This is a genomic window from Vibrio galatheae (genome assembly GCF_000967545.1).
GTDB lineage: Bacteria > Pseudomonadota > Gammaproteobacteria > Enterobacterales > Vibrionaceae > Vibrio > Vibrio galatheae.
In genome coordinates, this window is sequence record NZ_JXXV01000003.1 from 19,682 (window position 1) to 37,765 (window position 18,084).

15 protein-coding genes and 1 tRNA gene are annotated in these 18,084 nt (G+C 45.9%); 4 read left to right on the plus strand and 12 right to left on the minus strand.

All coding sequences use genetic code 11. The features are described 5' to 3' along the window. Nucleotides 1-162 precede the first annotated feature (162 nt). A complete protein-coding gene (mltF, locus tag TW81_RS00465) occupies nt 163-1,710 on the minus strand; it encodes a membrane-bound lytic murein transglycosylase MltF (RefSeq protein WP_045953765.1) in 1,548 nt (515 codons plus the stop codon). A 280-nt stretch (nt 1,711-1,990) separates the two neighbouring features. On the opposite strand from mltF, the gene purL reads away from it, so the two are divergent. Together purL and TW81_RS00475 are read left to right on the plus strand one after the other, a co-directional pair. Beyond that, nucleotides 1,991-5,887, plus strand: coding sequence for a phosphoribosylformylglycinamidine synthase (gene purL / locus TW81_RS00470; protein WP_045953766.1), 3,897 nt, complete (start codon nt 1,991-1,993; stop codon nt 5,885-5,887). Between the two features lie 158 nt (nt 5,888-6,045). Then, the gene (locus TW81_RS00475) at nt 6,046-6,393 is read left to right on the plus strand and encodes a DUF3622 domain-containing protein (RefSeq protein ID WP_045953767.1); all 348 of its coding nucleotides are present in this window, start codon (nt 6,046-6,048) and stop codon (nt 6,391-6,393) included. A gap of 61 nt (nt 6,394-6,454) precedes the next feature. On the opposite strand, the gene TW81_RS00480 is transcribed toward TW81_RS00475, so the two are convergent. The 4 genes from TW81_RS00480 to purM form a co-directional block, all read right to left on the minus strand. Beyond that, nucleotides 6,455-6,646, minus strand: a complete 192-nt coding sequence (locus TW81_RS00480; RefSeq protein WP_045953768.1) for a DUF4250 domain-containing protein — start codon at nt 6,644-6,646, stop codon at nt 6,455-6,457. After that, the gene (locus TW81_RS00485) at nt 6,646-6,852 is read right to left on the minus strand and encodes a YaeP family protein (protein WP_045953769.1); all 207 of its coding nucleotides are present in this window, start codon (nt 6,850-6,852) and stop codon (nt 6,646-6,648) included. Before TW81_RS00485 ends, TW81_RS00480 begins: the two co-directional genes overlap by 1 nt. A 198-nt stretch (nt 6,853-7,050) precedes the next feature. Beyond that, nucleotides 7,051-7,692 (minus strand): phosphoribosylglycinamide formyltransferase, encoded by a 642-nt coding sequence (gene purN / locus TW81_RS00490; protein ID WP_045953770.1) that lies wholly within the window; start codon nt 7,690-7,692, stop codon nt 7,051-7,053. Between the two features lie 2 nt (nt 7,693-7,694). Then, a complete protein-coding gene (gene purM, locus TW81_RS00495) occupies nt 7,695-8,735 on the minus strand; it encodes a phosphoribosylformylglycinamidine cyclo-ligase (protein ID WP_045953771.1) in 1,041 nt (346 codons plus the stop codon). A 178-nt stretch (nt 8,736-8,913) separates the two neighbouring features. Between purM and upp the strand changes: the two genes are divergently transcribed. Further along, on the plus strand, nt 8,914-9,540 hold the full coding sequence (upp, locus tag TW81_RS00500; protein ID WP_045953772.1) for a uracil phosphoribosyltransferase: 627 nt from the start codon (nt 8,914-8,916) through the stop codon (nt 9,538-9,540). 87 nt (nt 9,541-9,627) lie between these two features. On the opposite strand, the gene rluF is transcribed toward upp, so the two are convergent. The 3 genes from rluF to TW81_RS18910 all read right to left on the minus strand — a co-directional run bounded on the left by rluF (nt 9,628) and on the right by TW81_RS18910 (nt 11,631). Next, a complete protein-coding gene (rluF, locus tag TW81_RS00505) occupies nt 9,628-10,653 on the minus strand; it encodes a 23S rRNA pseudouridine(2604) synthase RluF (protein WP_045953773.1) in 1,026 nt (341 codons plus the stop codon). Between the two features lie 97 nt (nt 10,654-10,750). Continuing rightward, nucleotides 10,751-11,332, minus strand: a complete 582-nt coding sequence (gene smrA / locus TW81_RS00510) for a DNA endonuclease SmrA (RefSeq protein WP_045953774.1) — start codon at nt 11,330-11,332, stop codon at nt 10,751-10,753. A gap of 158 nt (nt 11,333-11,490) precedes the next feature. Then, nucleotides 11,491-11,631 carry a DUF3149 domain-containing protein gene (locus TW81_RS18910; protein WP_011078358.1) on the minus strand — a complete coding sequence of 47 codons (141 nt, stop codon included), beginning with the start codon at nt 11,629-11,631 and terminating at the stop codon, nt 11,491-11,493. A gap of 265 nt (nt 11,632-11,896) precedes the next feature. On the opposite strand from TW81_RS18910, the gene TW81_RS00520 reads away from it, so the two are divergent. Beyond that, a tRNA-Pro gene (locus TW81_RS00520) sits at nt 11,897-11,973 on the plus strand. A 209-nt stretch (nt 11,974-12,182) separates the two neighbouring features. Here TW81_RS00520 and TW81_RS00525 read toward each other — a convergent pair. The 4 genes from TW81_RS00525 to nagC all read right to left on the minus strand — a co-directional run bounded on the left by TW81_RS00525 (nt 12,183) and on the right by nagC (nt 18,082). Next, nucleotides 12,183-13,052, minus strand: coding sequence for a TraB/GumN family protein (locus tag TW81_RS00525; protein ID WP_045953775.1), 870 nt, complete (start codon nt 13,050-13,052; stop codon nt 12,183-12,185). Between the two features lie 266 nt (nt 13,053-13,318). Next, nucleotides 13,319-14,983 carry an asparagine synthase B gene (asnB, locus tag TW81_RS00530; protein ID WP_045953776.1) on the minus strand — a complete coding sequence of 555 codons (1,665 nt, stop codon included), beginning with the start codon at nt 14,981-14,983 and terminating at the stop codon, nt 13,319-13,321. Between the two features lie 214 nt (nt 14,984-15,197). Beyond that, complete coding sequence (locus TW81_RS00535) at nt 15,198-16,781, minus strand: cation:proton antiporter family protein (protein ID WP_045953777.1); 1,584 nt, start codon at nt 16,779-16,781, stop codon at nt 15,198-15,200. Nucleotides 16,782-16,867: 86 nt separating this feature from the next. Beyond that, complete coding sequence (gene nagC / locus TW81_RS00540; RefSeq protein WP_045953778.1) at nt 16,868-18,082, minus strand: DNA-binding transcriptional regulator NagC; 1,215 nt, start codon at nt 18,080-18,082, stop codon at nt 16,868-16,870. Nucleotides 18,083-18,084: the final 2 nt, after the last annotated feature.

Here is an 18,084-nt window from a genome sequence, read left to right on the forward strand (position 1 = left end):
TGCGAACTGTCGCAAAGCCGACTGATATTTCGACGGTTAACGTCTTATACTCCGACATTGTTACGATTTTAAGAAAGTTCGCAAGCATTGTTTATCACGCTATTATATTTGGGCTTCGCCAAAGAAAATCAAGCGCAATCCCCATTCAGATTGCGCTCTGGGTTATTCCTCTTCTAACTCTTGTTCCGATTCATTGTCAGCAACGGCTGGTTGCGCAGCCGAGGCTTCGCTGGCGCTGGATGTGGAAGTTTCAGGGGCTTGAATTACGATCAGGTCGTCCATATTCACTTCATCGTTAGACACAGATTGTTGCTCAACGTGGCCGATAATACTTTGATAGTAACGGCGAATATTTTCCACATAGTTGCGCGCTTCATCACCACGAGCAAAACCGTAACGCGTTTGGCTGTAATACTTTTTCTGGCGTAACAAAGGTAGGCGATCTTTGACATCTGACCAAGCATCAGGATTGCCGCCTTGGCGTTTGGTCAGTCGCCTTGCATCCATTACGTGGCCATAGCCGACGTTATAAGATGCTAGGGCAAACCAAATTTTTTCGTGTTCTTCAATCGAATCAGGGATGCGTTCGACCATGCGGCGTAGATACTCCACCCCTCCACGGACGGATTGCTCCGGATCCAAACGGCTGGTGACACCGACACTTTTTGCTGTTGGCAGCGTCAGCATCATCATTCCACGTACACCAGTTGGCGATTTCGCACGCGGATTCCAGTGCGATTCTTGATACGCTAATGCGGCGACTAAGCGCCAATCAAATTCGTCAGAATATTTCTTAAATAGCGGTGACCACTTAGGCAACTTGCTATCCAAAGCACGGATAAATGCGCGCGTATCGACGTAATCGAAACTGCCAATATGACCAATGTACTTTTCTTCCAAAGAGGCTAGGTGACCGGATTGGTTTACTGATCCAAAAAACTCAATTAGTAAACCGTACAGGCTTTCATCTTGTGACGGTCGCAACAGCCATGAGATAGGCTGATCTTCGGTCAGCTCAAACGCGAGGGCGATATCTGGGTAAATTCGTTGTGAAAGTGAAACCTCGACAGAATCTGCCACAGTGAAACGTAATTCTCCGGTCGAAACGGCTTTCAGCAGGTCGTTGACATCCGCATTAGGGTCAATGTGGTAAGAGAACTCAGGGTGCGCTTGTTGGACTTCAGCCAAGGTCTTATCGAAGTGAGAGTCACCAACGATGCTCAGTACGTTTTGGCCTTGGTTCTCTTCAATCAATTCTGGCTGTTTATCAAGTAGCTGCTCCAGATTACGTGGACGCCAACTGCCTTTCTTATACACCACCTGCTGGCTGACGTAGTAGTAAGCAGGGCCCGGCCTGAACCGACTTAAACGTTCTGCAGATTGACTTAGTCCAGCGGCAATAATGTCAATTTCGCCTTGTTCTAAAGCTGGATACAAGCTTGAGATGCGATAGGCGGGTTTCATCTCTAGTTGGACGCCCAATTCATTGGCAAACTCGCGCGCCAGTTCGTAATCGAGACCAGCAGGGCCATCGGGACCGATGTAATAGGAGAGTTGATTGTTTAAGGTTCCGACACGTAGCACGCCACGTTCACGTATTTGGTCTAGTTCGCTCTTTGGCTCTGATTCGATCTGGCAGCCAGACAGCAATAATGCTGTCACAACAAAGGTGAATAGTGACTTAAGCCTTGATAGACAGTGATTTTTCATTAAGGGCATTCTCGTACTTCCAGTAAGGCATTTATATCAGAGTGTCATAACAAGGCAAGTAGCTAGGTCGTGAAACCTGTTAGCGGACTTTTCTTACCGACAAATCACTGTATTTTAAATTTGACAAAAAAAATGACGCAAACGGTTGCGCAAACCGTTTCGTCGTAAAAAAAATTACTATATAATGCGCCCGCAACGAAGAGGTGGAATTGGTATAAATTCGAACATAGCGAATTTATTCCAATATCACCTTAATCAATTGCATAAGAGACCTAAGCACATGAGAATTTTTCGTGGCTCCCCAGCTCTATCTGAATTTCGTGTTAACAAGCTTCTAGAGCTTTGTCGTGAATTAAGCCTGCCTGTGACTGGCGTTTACGCTGAATTTGCTCACTTTGCTGAACTATCAGCAGACCTTGACGCTCAAGAAGTCGACAAACTAGAGAAACTTCTGACTTACGGTCCTACAATTGAAGAGCACGAGCCAGAAGGTCTGCTGCTACTTGCGACCCCTCGCCCGGGCACTATCTCGCCTTGGTCTTCAAAATCGACCGATATTGCGAACAACTGCGGTCTAGATAAAGTAGTCCGTTTAGAGCGTGGTACTGCATATTACATTGAAACGTCTGCGCCACTGAGCGAACTCCAATTGGTTGAACTGAAAGCGATCCTTCATGACCGAATGATGGAAGTGGTGTTTACTGATTTTGATTCAGCGCAAGCGCTTTTCCAAGTCGCCGATCCTGCACCTGTGGCCGACGTTGACCTGTTAAATGGTGGTCGTGAAGCACTTAACCAAGCAAACGTGACGCTTGGTCTTGCTCTAGCCGATGACGAAATCGACTATCTGTACGATGCATTTGTAAACAAACTTGACCGTAACCCAACTGACATAGAGCTAATGATGTTTGCTCAAGCGAACTCAGAGCACTGTCGTCATAAAATCTTTAATGCGGATTGGACTATCGATGGCGTGAAGCAAGAAAAATCGCTGTTCAAGATGATTAAAAACACATTTGAAGTGACACCAGACAACGTACTATCTGCATACAAAGATAATGCGGCAGTCATGGTGGGCTCTGATGTTGGCCGTTTCTTCCCAGATCCACAAACACGTCAATACGGCTATAACCAAGAGAAAGCGCACATCCTAATGAAGGTGGAAACGCACAACCACCCAACGGCTATTTCCCCATGGCCAGGTGCTTCTACAGGCTCTGGTGGTGAAATCCGTGACGAAGGCGCGACGGGTATTGGTGGTAAGCCAAAAGCAGGTCTAGTTGGTTTCACAACATCTAACTTACGTATTCCTGGTTTTGAACAGCCATGGGAAACCGATTTTGGTAAACCAGGTCGCATCGTTACCGCACTCGATATCATGCTCGAAGGCCCATTAGGCGGCGCGGCGTTTAACAACGAATTTGGTCGTCCAAACCTACTGGGTTACTTCCGTACGTATGAAGAGAAGGTTAACTCTCATGCTGGTGAAGAGATACGTGGTTACCACAAGCCAATCATGATTGCTGGTGGTATGGGTAACATCCGTGATGAACACGTACAGAAGAAAGAGATCCCAGTGGGTGCAAGCCTAATCGTACTTGGCGGGCCTGCAATGAATATCGGACTTGGCGGCGGTGCAGCCTCTTCAATGGCGTCTGGTCAATCAGCCGAAGATCTAGATTTCGCATCGGTACAGCGTGAAAACCCAGAGATGGAACGTCGCTGTCAGGAAGTGATCGACCGCTGTTGGCAGCTTGGTGAGGCTAACCCAATCGCATTTATCCACGATGTTGGTGCTGGTGGTATCTCTAACGCACTTCCAGAGCTTGTGGATGATGGCGAACGCGGCGGTATCTTCCAATTGCGTGATGTACCAAATGACGAACCGGGTATGAGTCCACTTGAAATCTGGTGTAATGAATCACAAGAGCGTTACGTTTTGGCTGTTGCGCCGGAAAACATGGACATATTCGATGCCATTTGTAAGCGTGAACGTGCACCATACGCAGTGGTCGGTGTCGCGACAGAAGAGCGTGAACTGAAACTTGAAGATTCACACTTCGACAACACGCCAATTGATATGCCGATGGACGTGCTTTTAGGTAAAACGCCTAAGATGCACCGCGATGCGAAAACACTGAAAGCGAATAACCCAGCAGTTAACCGCGACGGTATAGAGCTAAACGAAGCAGTGGATCGCGTTCTACGCTTACCAACGGTGGCTGAGAAAACATTCCTTATCACTATCGGTGACCGCACAGTGACAGGTCTTGTCGCACGTGACCAAATGGTTGGCCCTTGGCAGGTTCCAGTAGCAAACTGCGCTGTTACAGCGGCAAGCTATGACACGTACCACGGTGAAGCGATGTCAATGGGTGAGCGCACGCCAGTTGCGTTACTAGACTTCGGCGCATCGGCTCGTCTGGCAGTCGGTGAAGCAATCACTAACATTGCTGCGACAAATATCGGTGATATCAAACAGATTAAACTGTCTGCAAACTGGATGTCTCCAGCAGGTCACCCAGGTGAAGATGCTGGTCTTTACGAAGCGGTGAAAGCGGTTGGTGAAGAGCTATGTCCAGCTCTTGGCCTGACTATTCCTGTGGGTAAAGACTCAATGTCGATGAAAACCAAGTGGGAAGATAACGGCGAGCAGAAAGAAGTCACGTCGCCACTCTCTCTCATCATTACGGCGTTTGCGCGTGTTGAAGATGTGCGTAAGACAATTACTCCTCAGTTGCGCACTGACAAAGGAGACACGTCACTCGTTCTTATCGACTTAGGTAACGGTCAAAACCGTCTAGGCGCGACAGCATTAGCGCAGGTTTACAAGCAGCTTGGTGATAAGCCAGCAGACGTCGACAACGCAGCACAGCTAAAAGGTTTCTACGAAGGTGTTCAAGCTCTAGTAGCAAAAGACCAAGTAGTGGCTTACCACGATAAAGGTGATGGTGGTCTATTCGTGACTCTTGCTGAGATGGCATTTGCTGGTCACTGCGGTGTGAAGGCGAACATTGAAGCGCTAGGTGATGATGCATTTGCAGCACTATTCAACGAAGAGCTAGGCGCGGTACTTCAAGTTAAGAACGAAGATTTAGACACTGTACTTTCAACGCTTGCTGCAAACGGTCTAGAAGCATGTTCACACGTAATTGGTTCTGTAGAATCATCAGATGATCTAGTGATCACTTCTGGTGATACTGTGGTTATCGAGCGTAACCGTACTGAGCTACGTACTATTTGGGCAGAGACAACGCACAAGATGCAAGGTCTACGTGATAACCCAGCATGTGCTGACCAAGAATTTGAGGCTAAGAAAGACAACTCGGATCCTGGTCTGAACGTTAAGCTAAGCTATGACGTAAACGAAGACATTGCAGCGCCTTACATCGCGAAAGGTGCGAAGCCTAAGATGGCGATTCTGCGTGAGCAGGGCGTGAACTCGCATGTAGAAATGGCAGCTGCCTTTGATCGCGCTGGTTTTGAAGCAACCGACATTCATATGAGCGATATCCTAACGGGTCAAGCGGCTCTAGAAGATTACCAAGGTCTAGTAGCTTGTGGTGGCTTCTCTTACGGTGACGTACTAGGTGCGGGTGAAGGTTGGGCGAAGTCTATCTTGTTTAACGAGCAGGCGCGTAACCAGTTTGAAGGTTTCTTCCAGCGTAAAGATACGTTCTCACTCGGTGTGTGTAACGGCTGTCAGATGCTATCAAACCTGAAAGAGTTAATCCCAGGTGCAGACCTGTGGCCACGTTTCGTTCGCAACGAATCAGAACGTTTTGAAGCTCGTTTCAGTCTAGTCGAAGTTCAGAAGTCTGACTCTGTATTCTTCGATGGCATGGTAGGTTCTCGTATGCCGATCGCAGTATCTCACGGTGAAGGCCGCGTAGAAGTGCGTGATGCTGACCACCTAGCTGCGATTGAAGCCTCAGGTACAGTTGCAGTTCGTTACGTGGACAACCACGGTAACCCAACTCAGCAATACCCGAATAACCCGAACGGTTCACCAAACGCAATCACGGGTCTAACGACTCAAGATGGCCGCGTAACTATCATGATGCCACACCCAGAGCGCGTGTTCCGCACAGTAGCGAACTCCTGGTCTCCAGAAGGTTGGGGCGAGAATGGTGCTTGGATGCGTATGTTCCAAAATGCACGTAAGAATATCGGCTAATCACTTTGAGCAGATAGATTAAATGTTAAGCGCAGATCGAAAGGTCTGCGCTTTTGTTTTCTAGGGACTATTCTCTAGGAACTTCTCTCTTTCTATGCTCTAATACCGCGCTTGCCAAGGGATGGCTATATCCCTCAACAATCCCTTAGGAAATAACTATGTCGAACAATAAAAAATTTGCTATCCGCGTGACCGAAAAGCGTAATGGATGGTGTGCCGAGATTACTCGTCAAGTGACATCGCGCAAAACATCAGTATCTAAGCGCGAAACAGGCTTTGAAACTGAAGCCGAAGCACAGCAGTGGGCCGAAAAAGAACTTGCTGGTTTCGTACAAAATCAAGCTGTGCGTAATGAACGCAAAGGTGAAGCGCGTAAAGTCCGTGCTGAACGCGAAGAGCGTTTAGCACAAGAAGCGGCGGAGAAAAAAGCGCGTCGTATCGAGCAAGCTAAGCTAGCTGCAGAGGCTGAACTCGACCAAGCCGATGAATTTTTTGACGAAGAGTAAATCTCCGTTTGATAAAAAACCGCCGAGTACGGCGGTTTTTTTATCACTAAGGCGGAAGCAATCAGCGAAATTGTCCGGCTTCGGCTAGAAAGTCAAAGCCAGCAGTAGCTAGCTTTGTTTCAAGAGCGGATCTATCAATATCGAAATACGCGACTAGCTTATCAAGATCACCGCCGAAATCGTCACGCAGCTTCATATTAACAATGCTCATCAACATGACTGGATCCATTGTCTCGAAGTTGGCTAAGTTCATTACTTATCCTCGAAATCTGAAATCAGTAAATTTGCAGCTGCAAATGCTGCTTTGTCTCGTGCTTCTTTGGGCAGAGATTCATCCGCAGCAATTTCATTGAGCGCTTTCACTGCGCATGAGATTGCTTGAGGTATGTAGGCTTGGTCGCCACTACCAATTTGCGCGTAAAGCTCGCGCACCAATTCACAACAGCCGTAGACTTGCATGGCTTATACTCCGATAAATGATAACTGCTCTCAAATATACACACTCAGATTGATAAACTCAAAGCGTTGACTTGTTCTAGCGCAAAGCTCTTTCTCAGGTGTATGAAAATCAATCACATCTTCCAATCGATTGTGAGAATTCTACAAAGAAAAAGACGAGCCTAAGCTCGCCTTGTGATTGCATAGTATCTGAGAGCCTTACTCTTGAGCGTAACCGTGCATACCCAGCAGGTTGCCATCAAGGTAGGCTTCTTTGCCATCTTTCATGACTAAACGCTCTTCAACTAACCACTTAACCACCATAGGATAGATACGGTGTTCTTGAGTTTGGACACGCGCAGTTAAGGTTTCGACTGTGTCTTCATCAAAGATTGGCACTTTCGCTTGCAGAATGACAGGACCACCATCAAGCTGTTCGGTGACGAAGTGAACGCTAGTACCATGCTCTTCATCTCCAGCGTGGATTGCACGTTGGTAGGTGTTAAGACCTGGATATTTAGGCAATAGAGAAGGGTGGATATTGATCATGCGGCCCATGTAGTGGCGAACAAACTCGCCACTTAAGATACGCATATATCCAGCTAGCACGATGACATCAGGTTTGTATTCATCGATCTGCTTCATCAACTCATGGTCAAAAGCATCGCGAGTATCGAATGCTTTAGGATCGAGGAAATGTGCGGCAGAACCTGCTTTTTCAGCTCGTTCTAAGGCAAATACGTTCGCTTTATTCGAGAATACCGCTGTGACTCGACCCGCTTTTATTTGGGTCTGACATGCGTCGATGATTGCCTGCAAGTTTGAACCATTACCTGACACTAAAACAACAATGCTCTTCATGTTTATTTGATCTCTACTTGTTCTTCGCCCGCAACAGCTTGAGCAATTTCGCCAATAACCCAAGCGTTTTCACCTTCTTGTTTAAGAAGCGCAACGGCTTCGGCTGCCTGGTCTTTCGGTAGAGCAACAATCAGACCCACACCACAGTTAAAGGTGCGGTACATTTCGTGCGTGGTCACGTTGCCTTTTTCTTGAAGCCATTTGAAAATGACTGGCCATTCCCAGCTATTACCATCGATAACGGCTTTTGTTCCTTCAGGTAGTACGCGAGGAATATTTTCCCAGAAACCACCACCTGTAATGTGAGAAATCGCATGGATGTCATGCTTCTCAATCATATTCAGTGCTGATTTGATGTAAATCTTGGTTGGTTCTAATAGATGCTCACCAATCGTACGACCTTCGAGTTCTTCGTTCTTGTCGGCACCTGAGACTTCTAAAATCTTACGGATCAGAGAGTAACCGTTTGAGTGTGGACCGCTTGAACCTACTGCGATAAGCGCGTCACCGACGGCAACTTTCGTCCCGTCGATAACCTGTTCTTTTTCTACCACGCCAACACAGAAGCCTGCAACATCGTAGTCTTCGCCTTCGTACATCCCTGGCATTTCTGCTGTTTCACCGCCAATTAGAGCACAACCTGCCTGAACACAGCCATCGGCAATACCAGAGACAACATCTGCTGCTGTATCAACGTCTAGCTTGCCTGTTGCGTAGTAATCGAGGAAAAATAATGGCTCTGCACCTTGAACGATAAGGTCGTTGACACACATTGCAACTAGGTCAATGCCTATCGTGTCATGCTTTTTCATATCCAGCGCTAAACGTAGTTTGGTCCCTACGCCGTCTGTACCTGAAACAAGAACTGGCTGCTTGTATTTTGTTGGCAGTTCGCACAACGCGCCAAAGCCACCAATACCACCCATTACTTCTGGGCGACGAGTACGTTTTACTGCACCTTTGATTCGGTCAACAAGCGCATTACCTGCATCAATGTCAACGCCAGCGTCTTTATAGCTAAGAGAAGTGTTATCAGCACTCACAGGGAAGTCCTCTGGTTTAAAGTTGGATATGAAAACGGCGCTATTCTAACAGCGGATAAACCTATATAGCAAACGTTTGCGCAAGTTTTTTCTTTTGTCCTAGAGCAAGAAATTGTCAACGAAATCGTTTATAATCTGGAGGTTTGTTTAAAAATCACCACATAAGCCGGAGATGGAAATGAAAGTTGTTGAAGTAAAACACCCTCTTGTTAAGCACAAACTTGGTCTAATGAGAGAAGGTGACATCAGCACTAAACGCTTTCGTGAGCTAGCAACTGAAGTTGGTAGCCTACTTACTTACGAAGCGACTGCAGACTTTGAAACAGAAAAAGTAACCATTGAAGGTTGGAATGGTCCAGTAGAAGTCGATCAAATTAAAGGCAAGAAAGTGACTGTAGTACCAATCCTTCGTGCCGGTCTTGGTATGATGGACGGTGTTCTTGAGCATATGCCAAGCGCGCGCATTAGTGTTGTTGGTATCTACCGTGATGAAGAAACACTAGAGCCAGTGCCTTATTTCAACAAGCTAGCATCGAATATGGATGAGCGCATTGCCCTTGTTGTTGACCCAATGCTGGCAACTGGTGGCTCTATGATTGCGACGATTGACCTACTTAAAGAGAAAGGTTGTAAGGCAATTAAAGTGCTTGTACTTGTTTCAGCACCTGAAGGTATTGAAGCACTAGAAAAAGCGCACCCAGACGTGGAGTTGTACACGGCTGCAATCGACGAAAAACTCAACGATAAGGGATACATTGTTCCTGGTCTTGGTGATGCGGGTGATAAGATCTTCGGTACTCTATAAATAGAAGATTTTGAATCTATAAAAAGGAAAGGGAAGCCAATCGGCTTCCCTTTTTGTTTGCTTGTTACGCTTAAAGTAAGTGGGTGGCTACTTTTTTAAACCCAGCGTATTGCCCGTGCGTGGTTTTGCTGTCGGTTTATCGTTGGCAGGCTTGTAGAATGTTTTACTTTTGTTCGGTTTGCTTTTGGATTCTTCTCGCCTTTCGTTGTTGCGACCTTTTTTTGAATTTGGTGCATGGCGGAACTCGTCGGCATTACGCCCTTTAAAAGTGCGTGTTTTCTGATTGCGGCGCGCTGTCGAATCTTGGTTTTCTTCGCGGCTATCAAATAACTTTGCATCGGTCGCTTTGCGAATACGCTTGCCTTTCGCATCCACTTTTGATGCTTCTTCTGTGCCGCTTGAGCCTTCACACATCGCGAGAATTTCAGCGACTTCAGTGTCGGTTAGGTAGCGCCATTGCCCATTTGGAATGCCATCTAGAGAAATGTTCATAATTCGTACACGACGCAGTTTGAATACTTCATATCCAAGTGCTTCACACATACGGCGAATTTGGCGGTTTAAACCTTGTGTCAGCACAATACGGAACGAGTATTTGGTTTCTCTGGTGACTTTACACGGTAAAGTCACGGTATCGAGAATGTTGACCCCAGAGGACATCTGCTTAATGAAATCATCGCTAATGGGCTTATCGACACGAACCACATACTCTTTTTCATGGTTATTGCCTGCGCGGAGGATTTTGTTGACGATATCACCGTCATTAGTCAGGAAAATTAAGCCATCAGAAGGCTTATCCAAGCGGCCAATAGGGAAAATGCGTTTCTTATGACCAACGAAATCAACGATATTACCTGGAATATCGCGTTCAGTGGTACAGGTAATGCCGGTTGGTTTATTCAATGCAATGTAGACAGGCTTATCGGTCGCGGCGGCGATTGGCTTACCATCAACGCAGACATCATCACCAAGCTGGACTTTAGTACCCACTTCAGGCACTTGACCATTAATGGTCACTCGACCTTGTTCAATAAGTCGGTCGGCTTCGCGGCGCGAGCAAAAGCCGGTCTCGCTGATAAATTTATTCAGGCGTTTTGCGTTATCTTGTGACATGTTGTTCTCCTAACGTTTCACAACGGCGGTTAATAGAGAGCGTGCTGATTAAAATGTCAGCACGTAGAGGGCGCGCATTCTAGCATTGTGCAGAGCGTTAACCCAGACGTTTTTGGTGACGCTCACGTGTTTCGAGTTTTTTCTCTGCGCTTTTTCGCAACATGACATAGACGGCTCCAGTACCACCATGAAAGCGTTGCGCACTGTGGACACATTGAACATCGCGGATTTGCTGCAGCCATTGAGCAACGAAACTTTTCATTAGCGCGGGTGGATTCGACTTTTCACCACGTCCGTGAACAATCACAACGGTGCGAATATCCATTTGCATACATTGCTTAAGAAACTTAACCACTTCGTCGCGTGCTTCTTTGAGGGTTTTGCGGTGCAAATCGAGTCTTGCTTGGAGGGGGTACTTACCGAGTCGAAGCTTTCGATATACACCATCTTGCACACCATCACGCTTGAACTCGATAATATCATCTGGCTTGATCATGTCGGCATGATCAACGGACAAGTATTCGGGATCATCTTCAGCTAACCAAATTGCTGCTTCACGCTTCGCTAGTTGGGCATCAGTAACTTGGTGCTTTTTTCTGTATTCGGTCGTGTCGTGTTCGAGCGGTTTTACGTCGCCCATCATTTGTTGAAATAGGCCGAAATCATCGTCGTGAGACATAACAACATCTCAGAGTGGGAAATCAATAACGGTATTATACCGTTGAAACTAGGCAGGGGATCAATAATTTGCTGCCGAACAAATAAAAAACCGAAGCAGACAAGATATCTACTTCGGTGCATAGCGAATATCTATTCAGAGAATAGGGCTAAGCGATTCTAGTGAGGAGATTTGTCATTCATCACTTTGTAGACGATGAAGCCGCCATAGAACAGCATTAGACCTAAGGCTCCAAAGATGACAATCATTGAAGATAGACCTACCGCATTACCAAATAGGAGATCAAGCCAAAAGTCCATAATTCCTCCATAGAGTACAAAGTGTAACGACAGGGATTAAGGTAAACTGTGGTTAATTATGCAACACTGATCTGGATCAATTGTTGTTATTAGGTTGCGGGTTTGTTTGTATTGATGTGTTTTTGCTCACACTTTATCGCGCGTCGCTGATGTTTTAGACAAACGAACTTAAATTTTCAAAAAGTTAGCCAAAATGGCTTGCGTTCAAATTCAGAATCCGTAATATACGCCTTCGTTGACGGGCAATGAGCTCGAAAACAAATCTCGGTGAATAGCGCAGCTTGGTAGCGCATCTGGTTTGGGACCAGAGGGTCGGGGGTTCGAATCCCTCTTCACCGACCACTTTTAGAAAAAGGCTCTGTAGCAATACAGAGCCTTTTTTGTATCCTTTAAATTCTAAATCTGCGACTTTGACCTAAGTGGGGTTCGCCTGAAGTTAGAATATGGCTCTTCACCGACCACATAAAGAAAGCCTGCTTATTGAGCAGGCTTTTGTCGTTTTAAAGAACGGATATTGGGACTAGAGTCTGACTGGGGGCGTCTCCCTCATGTCAATGTTTATACTCACAGCGAGAAACCTGGCTTTTAGATAGCTGAGTGACTTTAAATCCATCAGCTTCGAGTAGTTTAAGGACACTTTGCTCGCCGAGCAGATGCAGTGCGCCTACTACCATCACATATGATCCCTTCTTTTCTGGCGACCAGCTTGGCGTTGCAAGTTGTTTTGCCCAATTAACGTTTCTCAGCGTAACAAAGATATGCTCAAGCTCAGGGGAAATTTCAGTCAGCTTGCCAAATTCAAGCATCTTATCCTGATCGCCGACTTTCCAACTCTCAATTAGGCAGTCAGCAGTTTGTTCTGAGTGATCAAACTCCTCAATAGCACTCACTAATAATTCTTTCCCTGAGTTAGGCTGTTTAGTCAGCATGTCGATTTGAAACTGGAGAGTTTCCAAACTAATCACTGGGATATTTTGTGTGGTCGCTTTGTACATCAAGTGAATATCAACGCCTAGTGCAGACTGGTAGCCAAGATACTCGATCTGTTTATTGGTAATGGTAAGGGCTGTTGTCCAAGGTGGAAGTTGCATCAACAGATGGAAATCGAGGTTAAGCAAGTTTGCGATACCTTTGAGTTCCGCTTTCTGATTGTCATCGAGCACATCATTGGTTAATAGCGAAACGGGTGGGTAAGTCACTCCATCATTTTTTCTGATATCAGTTTCAATAATCAGGCCGTCGCTTTGCTTTAGACTATTGGTGATGGTCTGTGGCAGCGGGTACATGCTCTCATCACCAACGTGAACAGAACCAAGAATCAGATAGTTGAGCTGGCCTTTTTGCGCGTGCCAGTAGAGTGGTTCACTGCTAGAAGATGCCGAGAAAGCGAGAGTAAAAAAGAGTAGCCACAATCGAAACATAAGATCAGCCTCGTTAGATAATTTGTCGATGTATTAAATAAGCACGCAAGGGATTGATACATGGTGTGTTCTTTAAATAGTACGACATCAAACACCAAATGTGGGCGTTATTTTATTGACTGTAGAGTGATGAGTTGGGTCAATAATGATTTGTTTCTCTTCGCTGTACTCTAACTGTTAGTTTGAGCAGAGCAAGACACAAGATGTGAAAGTTTAGCGAGGAAAAGAAAAAGAGGCTCTGTTGAGCCTCTTTCTTGTTGTTAGGGTTAGTAAGCGTCGTTATGAACACTTTTAACCGCACGGCCAGATGGATCAGCCATGTTCTTAAAGGATTCATCCCACTCAATCGCTTTCGCTGAAGAACAGGCCACAGAAGGTCCGCCTGGAACACATTCTGCTGCTGATGGAAGCGGGAATAGCTCTTCAAAGATTTCGCGGTATACGTAACCTTCTTTGGTTGTCGGCGTGTTGTAAGGGAATCGGAATGCAGCCGTTTCCATCTGCTGATCGGTCACTTTTGCTTCAGCCACTTCTTTTAATGTGTCAATCCAGCTGTAGCCTACGCCATCAGAGAACTGTTCTTTCTGACGCCAAGCAATAGATTCTGGTAGGTAGTGTTCGAAACACTCACGTAAGATGTGCTTTTCCATCTTACCGTTGCCACACATTTTGTCTTCAGGGTTTAGACGCATGGCTACATCGATAAACTCTTTGTCGAGGAATGGTACACGACCTTCAACACCCCATGCCGCAAGAGATTTATTCGCGCGTGCACAGTCAAACATGTTTAGAGCTAACAATTTACGAACAGTCTCTTCGTGGAACTCTTTCGCGTTTGGCGCTTTGTGGAAGTATAGGTACCCACCGAAGATCTCATCAGCGCCCTCTCCAGAAAGTACCATCTTGATACCCATCGCTTTGATCTTACGTCCCATTAGGAACATAGGTGTAGAAGCACGGATGGTCGTTACATCATAAGTTTCGATGTGGTAGATAACATCACGAATCGCATCTAACCCTTCTTGGATTGTGTAGGTCATTTCGTGGTGCACAGTACCGATTTGATCAGCGACTTCACGTGCTGCTTTCAGATCTGGCGCGCCTTCAAGGCCCACGGCAAATGAGTGAAGCTGAGGCCACCATGCTTCTGATTTCTCGTCGTCTTCGATGCGCATTGCGGCAAAACGCTTTGCAACGGCTGAAGTGATTGAAGAATCTAGACCACCTGAAAGAAGTACACCATAGGGTACGTCTGTCATTAGCTGGCGCTTAACTGCCGCTTCTAGAGCTTCGGTTAGCTCTTCTTTGCTCGTTGTGTTGCCCTGAACTGCCGCGTACTCGTTCCAGTCTCGGATGTAGTAGCGTTGAGGTTCAGTGTCGCCACTGCCGTAGTAACAACCTGGAGGGAATTCGCTAACTGTTTTACATACAGGCACTAGCGCTTTCATTTCTGATGCTACGTAGTAGTTACCATGCTCATCGTAACCTTGGTATAGAGGGATAATACCGATATGGTCGCGGCCCACTAGGTAGGTGTCTTTCTCTTCGTCGTATAGAACGAATGCGAAGATACCATTGAGTTCTTCAAGCAAATCGGAACCCATATCTTCGTATAGAGTCAGAATAACTTCACAGTCAGAATCTGTTTGGAATTCGTATTTACCTTCGTAGCGCGCACGAAGTTCTTTGTAGTTGTAAATTTCGCCATTAACCGCAAGGATGTGTTTTTTATCTTGGCTGTACAGTGGCTGTGCACCGCTATTTACGCCAACGATAGCAAGACGTTCATGGGCAAGAATCGCGCGATCCGATGAATAAATGCCAGACCAGTCAGGCCCACGGTGACGTAATTTTTTAGACATTTCCAACGCAACTGGGCGTAGAGTTTCAGCATCACTCTTAATGTCTAAAATACCGAAAATCGAACACATACAACTTCCCTTTAAAATAAATTTAATCTGTTAGGTTCAATTTGCCATTCTGATTAAAAAAATCAACCGTGTTTGATAAAAAAGTTTAACAAATCTATGTGTGATTAAATAATATTTAATTAAATGTTTCATTTGGTGAATGAAGTCTAGATGTTGATGTTTTTTTGTTCGTTGAACGTAAAAAAGGCAGCGTAGTGCTGCCTTTGATTAACGATTATTTACTGAATGTTGGTTTAAGCTGTTCGCAGACATGCCTCGCAAAACCACTGCCTGCTTCGTTATAGATGTTGAATGCGGCGTCTACGCCTCCTTCAACAAGTGCCTCAAGCTGATCGGGGTATTCTGCGATAGCGGCGATTTGGCCTTGGAAATTTTTACGTCTTAATTGCTCTAACGCAATCTGATTACCTTGGTGATGCGGCATGGCGAGCAGCACCAACTTAACGTTCGCCACATCTAAAATACGTTCCCAAAAGTCCGGATCCGTAGCATCGCCAGCGATAACATTTCTACCATGAGCTTTATGCTCGTGAGCGGCGTCTTCACGAACTTCGATCCCAAGGCTAATTTTGCCGTATCTATGTCTAAGTTCATCATAAGCGCCTGTACCAATGCGCCCCATGCCCAGAATAAGAACTTGAGCATGGCCTGGGTTAATCAGTTGATCGCGGATATTGAGTTTTTCTGCTGCATGCTCGCGCAGCCATCGACCTGAGCGCTGGTAAAGTGCATGCCCGTGACGATTTAGCGGAGCGGATAAGACAAAGGAAATCGAAACAGCGATAGCCAGCGCGACCATAATATCACTGTTCATCCAGCCCATTTTGTAAGCTAAGCCACCGACGATTAGACCAAATTCACTGAAGTTAAATAAGCTCAAGGTGGCGAGTAAAGAAGTGCGGACTCGGAACTTGAAAACATTCAGTACGAGGAAGTAGAGAATCCCTTTCAGTGGCAGGAGTAGCAAGAACAATATCGCGAGTGCAAACCCTGACAGAGTAGGTTGGGCTGATAAACCAATATTCAAGAAAAAGCAGACCAGAAAGAGCTCTTTAAGGTTAAATAACGATTTCGATAGTTCTGACGCTTTTTTATGCCCAGCGAGTAACATACCCAGGATCAGTGCACCTAAATCAGGTTTCATGCCCACTAATTCAAACAGACCAGCGCCGACGACCAGTGCGAAGAAAATACCGAGCAAAACGAGCATTTCGCCGTGACCTACCCAATCAAGCATTTTGTAGAAAGCTGGTCTAAGCAGGGGGAGGGTAAACAGACTTATCGCATACCACTCGGGTAGTTTGCCAGTTGATGCCGTAAGGAATACCACCGCGAAGATATCTTGCATGACCAAGATGCCTATTGCGATGGTGCCGTACGTTGCGTTCATTTCCCCTTTCTCTTGCAGAGATTTGACGGCAAAAACCGTACTTGAGAATGACAGTGCGAAGCCAAGTAAAAGGATTTGCTCGACCGACATACTGGCAAGCGAGCCAACACCTAAGAATTTGAAACAGATAAGCGCGATAGCAAAAATGGCCGTAGACAGAAGGTTATGTATGGTCGCCCCTGCCCAAATTTCTTTTGACAGTAGGGTTTTGATATCTAGCTTTAGGCCGATGGTAAATAACAGCAAGGTGACACCGAGATCCGCAAGCGTGACGATTGTGCTGTTTGACTGAAAGCCAAATGCATGCAATCCAAACCCAGCTAATAAAAAACCGACCAAAGGCGGAAGGTTACATTTCAGTGCGATAAATCCGGCGACAAAGGCCGCTGAAATTAAAATCAGTTCCATATTCGTGTTGTTTCGTCCTATAAAAAACGGGCTACCTATGTAGCCCGTTATTCTAACTCAATTAGTTGCTTACTGGGTGGAGAAGATTAATCTTCTAACAATTTTTGTAGCAAGACCCCGTTGAGCATCGCACGTTTAATCATGGCAAAAGCGCCCAATGTCGGTTGCTTATCAATCTTTGATGCGACAATTGGTAAATCGGTATGGAATGTGGTGAGTGACTGGTTCTCTACGTTACGGCGAATCGCAGGGAAAAGAATGTCTTCACACTGGGTGATGTCACCAGCAATAACGATCTTTTGTGGGTTAAACAGGTTGATGGTAATGGCAATAGCTTTACCTAATTGGTTGCCCACTCGAACTAGGCTCTGTTTGGCTAGCTCATCACCAAGATTTGCGTGCTCACACACATCTGAGATACGAATTGTTTCAAGCTCAGTTAAACTTGATTCGTAACCTTGTTTAATCAGTTTATTGACGCGTTCTATAATCGCAGGGTTTGCTGCGACGGTTTCAAGACAGCCAAAGTTGCCACAGGTACATTGCTCGCCTAATGGATCAATCTGGATATGACCAATTTCGCCGACGTTACGGTTATAACCTAGGAATACTTGACCGTTAACGATAATCCCTGCACCAGTACCGCGGTGAACACTGACTAATATCGAGTCTTGGCAATCTTGGCTTGCACCGAAATAGTGTTCTGCCAAAGCCATACCCCGAACGTCGTTACCGACAAAACATTGAACATGGAAAGTCTTGTTGATAAGTTCAGCTAACTCTAAGTTGTCGATAGAGATATTTGGCATGTATTCGACAACACCTGTTTCAGGGTTGACGAGACCAGGTAGCGAAATGCCGATGGCAATCAATTGATTGATCAGTGGTTGATTTGCCTGGATAAAGCTTTTTAAATGTGACAGAAGACCTTCAACTAGCTCTTCTTGTGTGGTGTAAAAATACTCAGTGTAGTCGGCGGCAAGCTCTTTTCCGCCAAGATCATAGAGACTGAACTGAATATAGTCACGGCCGACACGAATCGCGACAGAGTGAAAAGGTTCGACTTCTGTTGTGAGTGAGATAGCGCGTCGGCCACCTGTCGATGCCTGCTGCGCGACCTCTTTAATTAGGCCGCGCTCTAAAAGTTGGCGGGTAATTTTTGTAACACTGGCAGGTGCCAGTTGGCTAACATCAGCAACTTGAATCCTAGAAATAGGACCCTGCTGATCAATTAACCTATAAACAGCTGCACTATTTAGTTGTTTTACTAAATCTACGTTACCTATTTGTCCGCCATTCATTC

Excerpts from the sequence above, each read along its gene's own strand:
- mltF (WP_045953765.1), bottom strand. The coding sequence starts at position 1,710 with ATGAAAAATCACTGTCTATCAAGGCTTAAGTCACTATTCACCTTTGTT.
- purL (WP_045953766.1), top strand. The coding sequence starts at position 1,991 with ATGAGAATTTTTCGTGGCTCCCCAGCTCTATCTGAATTTCGTGTTAAC.
- TW81_RS00475 (WP_045953767.1), top strand. The coding sequence starts at position 6,046 with ATGTCGAACAATAAAAAATTTGCTATCCGCGTGACCGAAAAGCGTAAT.
- TW81_RS00480 (WP_045953768.1), bottom strand. The coding sequence starts at position 6,646 with ATGAACTTAGCCAACTTCGAGACAATGGATCCAGTCATGTTGATGAGC.
- TW81_RS00485 (WP_045953769.1), bottom strand. The coding sequence starts at position 6,852 with ATGCAAGTCTACGGCTGTTGTGAATTGGTGCGCGAGCTTTACGCGCAA.
- purN (WP_045953770.1), bottom strand. The coding sequence starts at position 7,692 with ATGAAGAGCATTGTTGTTTTAGTGTCAGGTAATGGTTCAAACTTGCAG.
- upp (WP_045953772.1), top strand. The coding sequence starts at position 8,914 with ATGAAAGTTGTTGAAGTAAAACACCCTCTTGTTAAGCACAAACTTGGT.
- rluF (WP_045953773.1), bottom strand. The coding sequence starts at position 10,653 with ATGTCACAAGATAACGCAAAACGCCTGAATAAATTTATCAGCGAGACC.
- smrA (WP_045953774.1), bottom strand. The coding sequence starts at position 11,332 with ATGTCTCACGACGATGATTTCGGCCTATTTCAACAAATGATGGGCGAC.
- TW81_RS18910 (WP_011078358.1), bottom strand. The coding sequence starts at position 11,631 with ATGGACTTTTGGCTTGATCTCCTATTTGGTAATGCGGTAGGTCTATCT.
- TW81_RS00525 (WP_045953775.1), bottom strand. The coding sequence starts at position 13,052 with ATGTTTCGATTGTGGCTACTCTTTTTTACTCTCGCTTTCTCGGCATCT.
- asnB (WP_045953776.1), bottom strand. The coding sequence starts at position 14,983 with ATGTGTTCGATTTTCGGTATTTTAGACATTAAGAGTGATGCTGAAACT.
- TW81_RS00535 (WP_045953777.1), bottom strand. The coding sequence starts at position 16,781 with ATGGAACTGATTTTAATTTCAGCGGCCTTTGTCGCCGGATTTATCGCA.
- nagC (WP_045953778.1), bottom strand. The coding sequence starts at position 18,082 with ATGAATGGCGGACAAATAGGTAACGTAGATTTAGTAAAACAACTAAAT.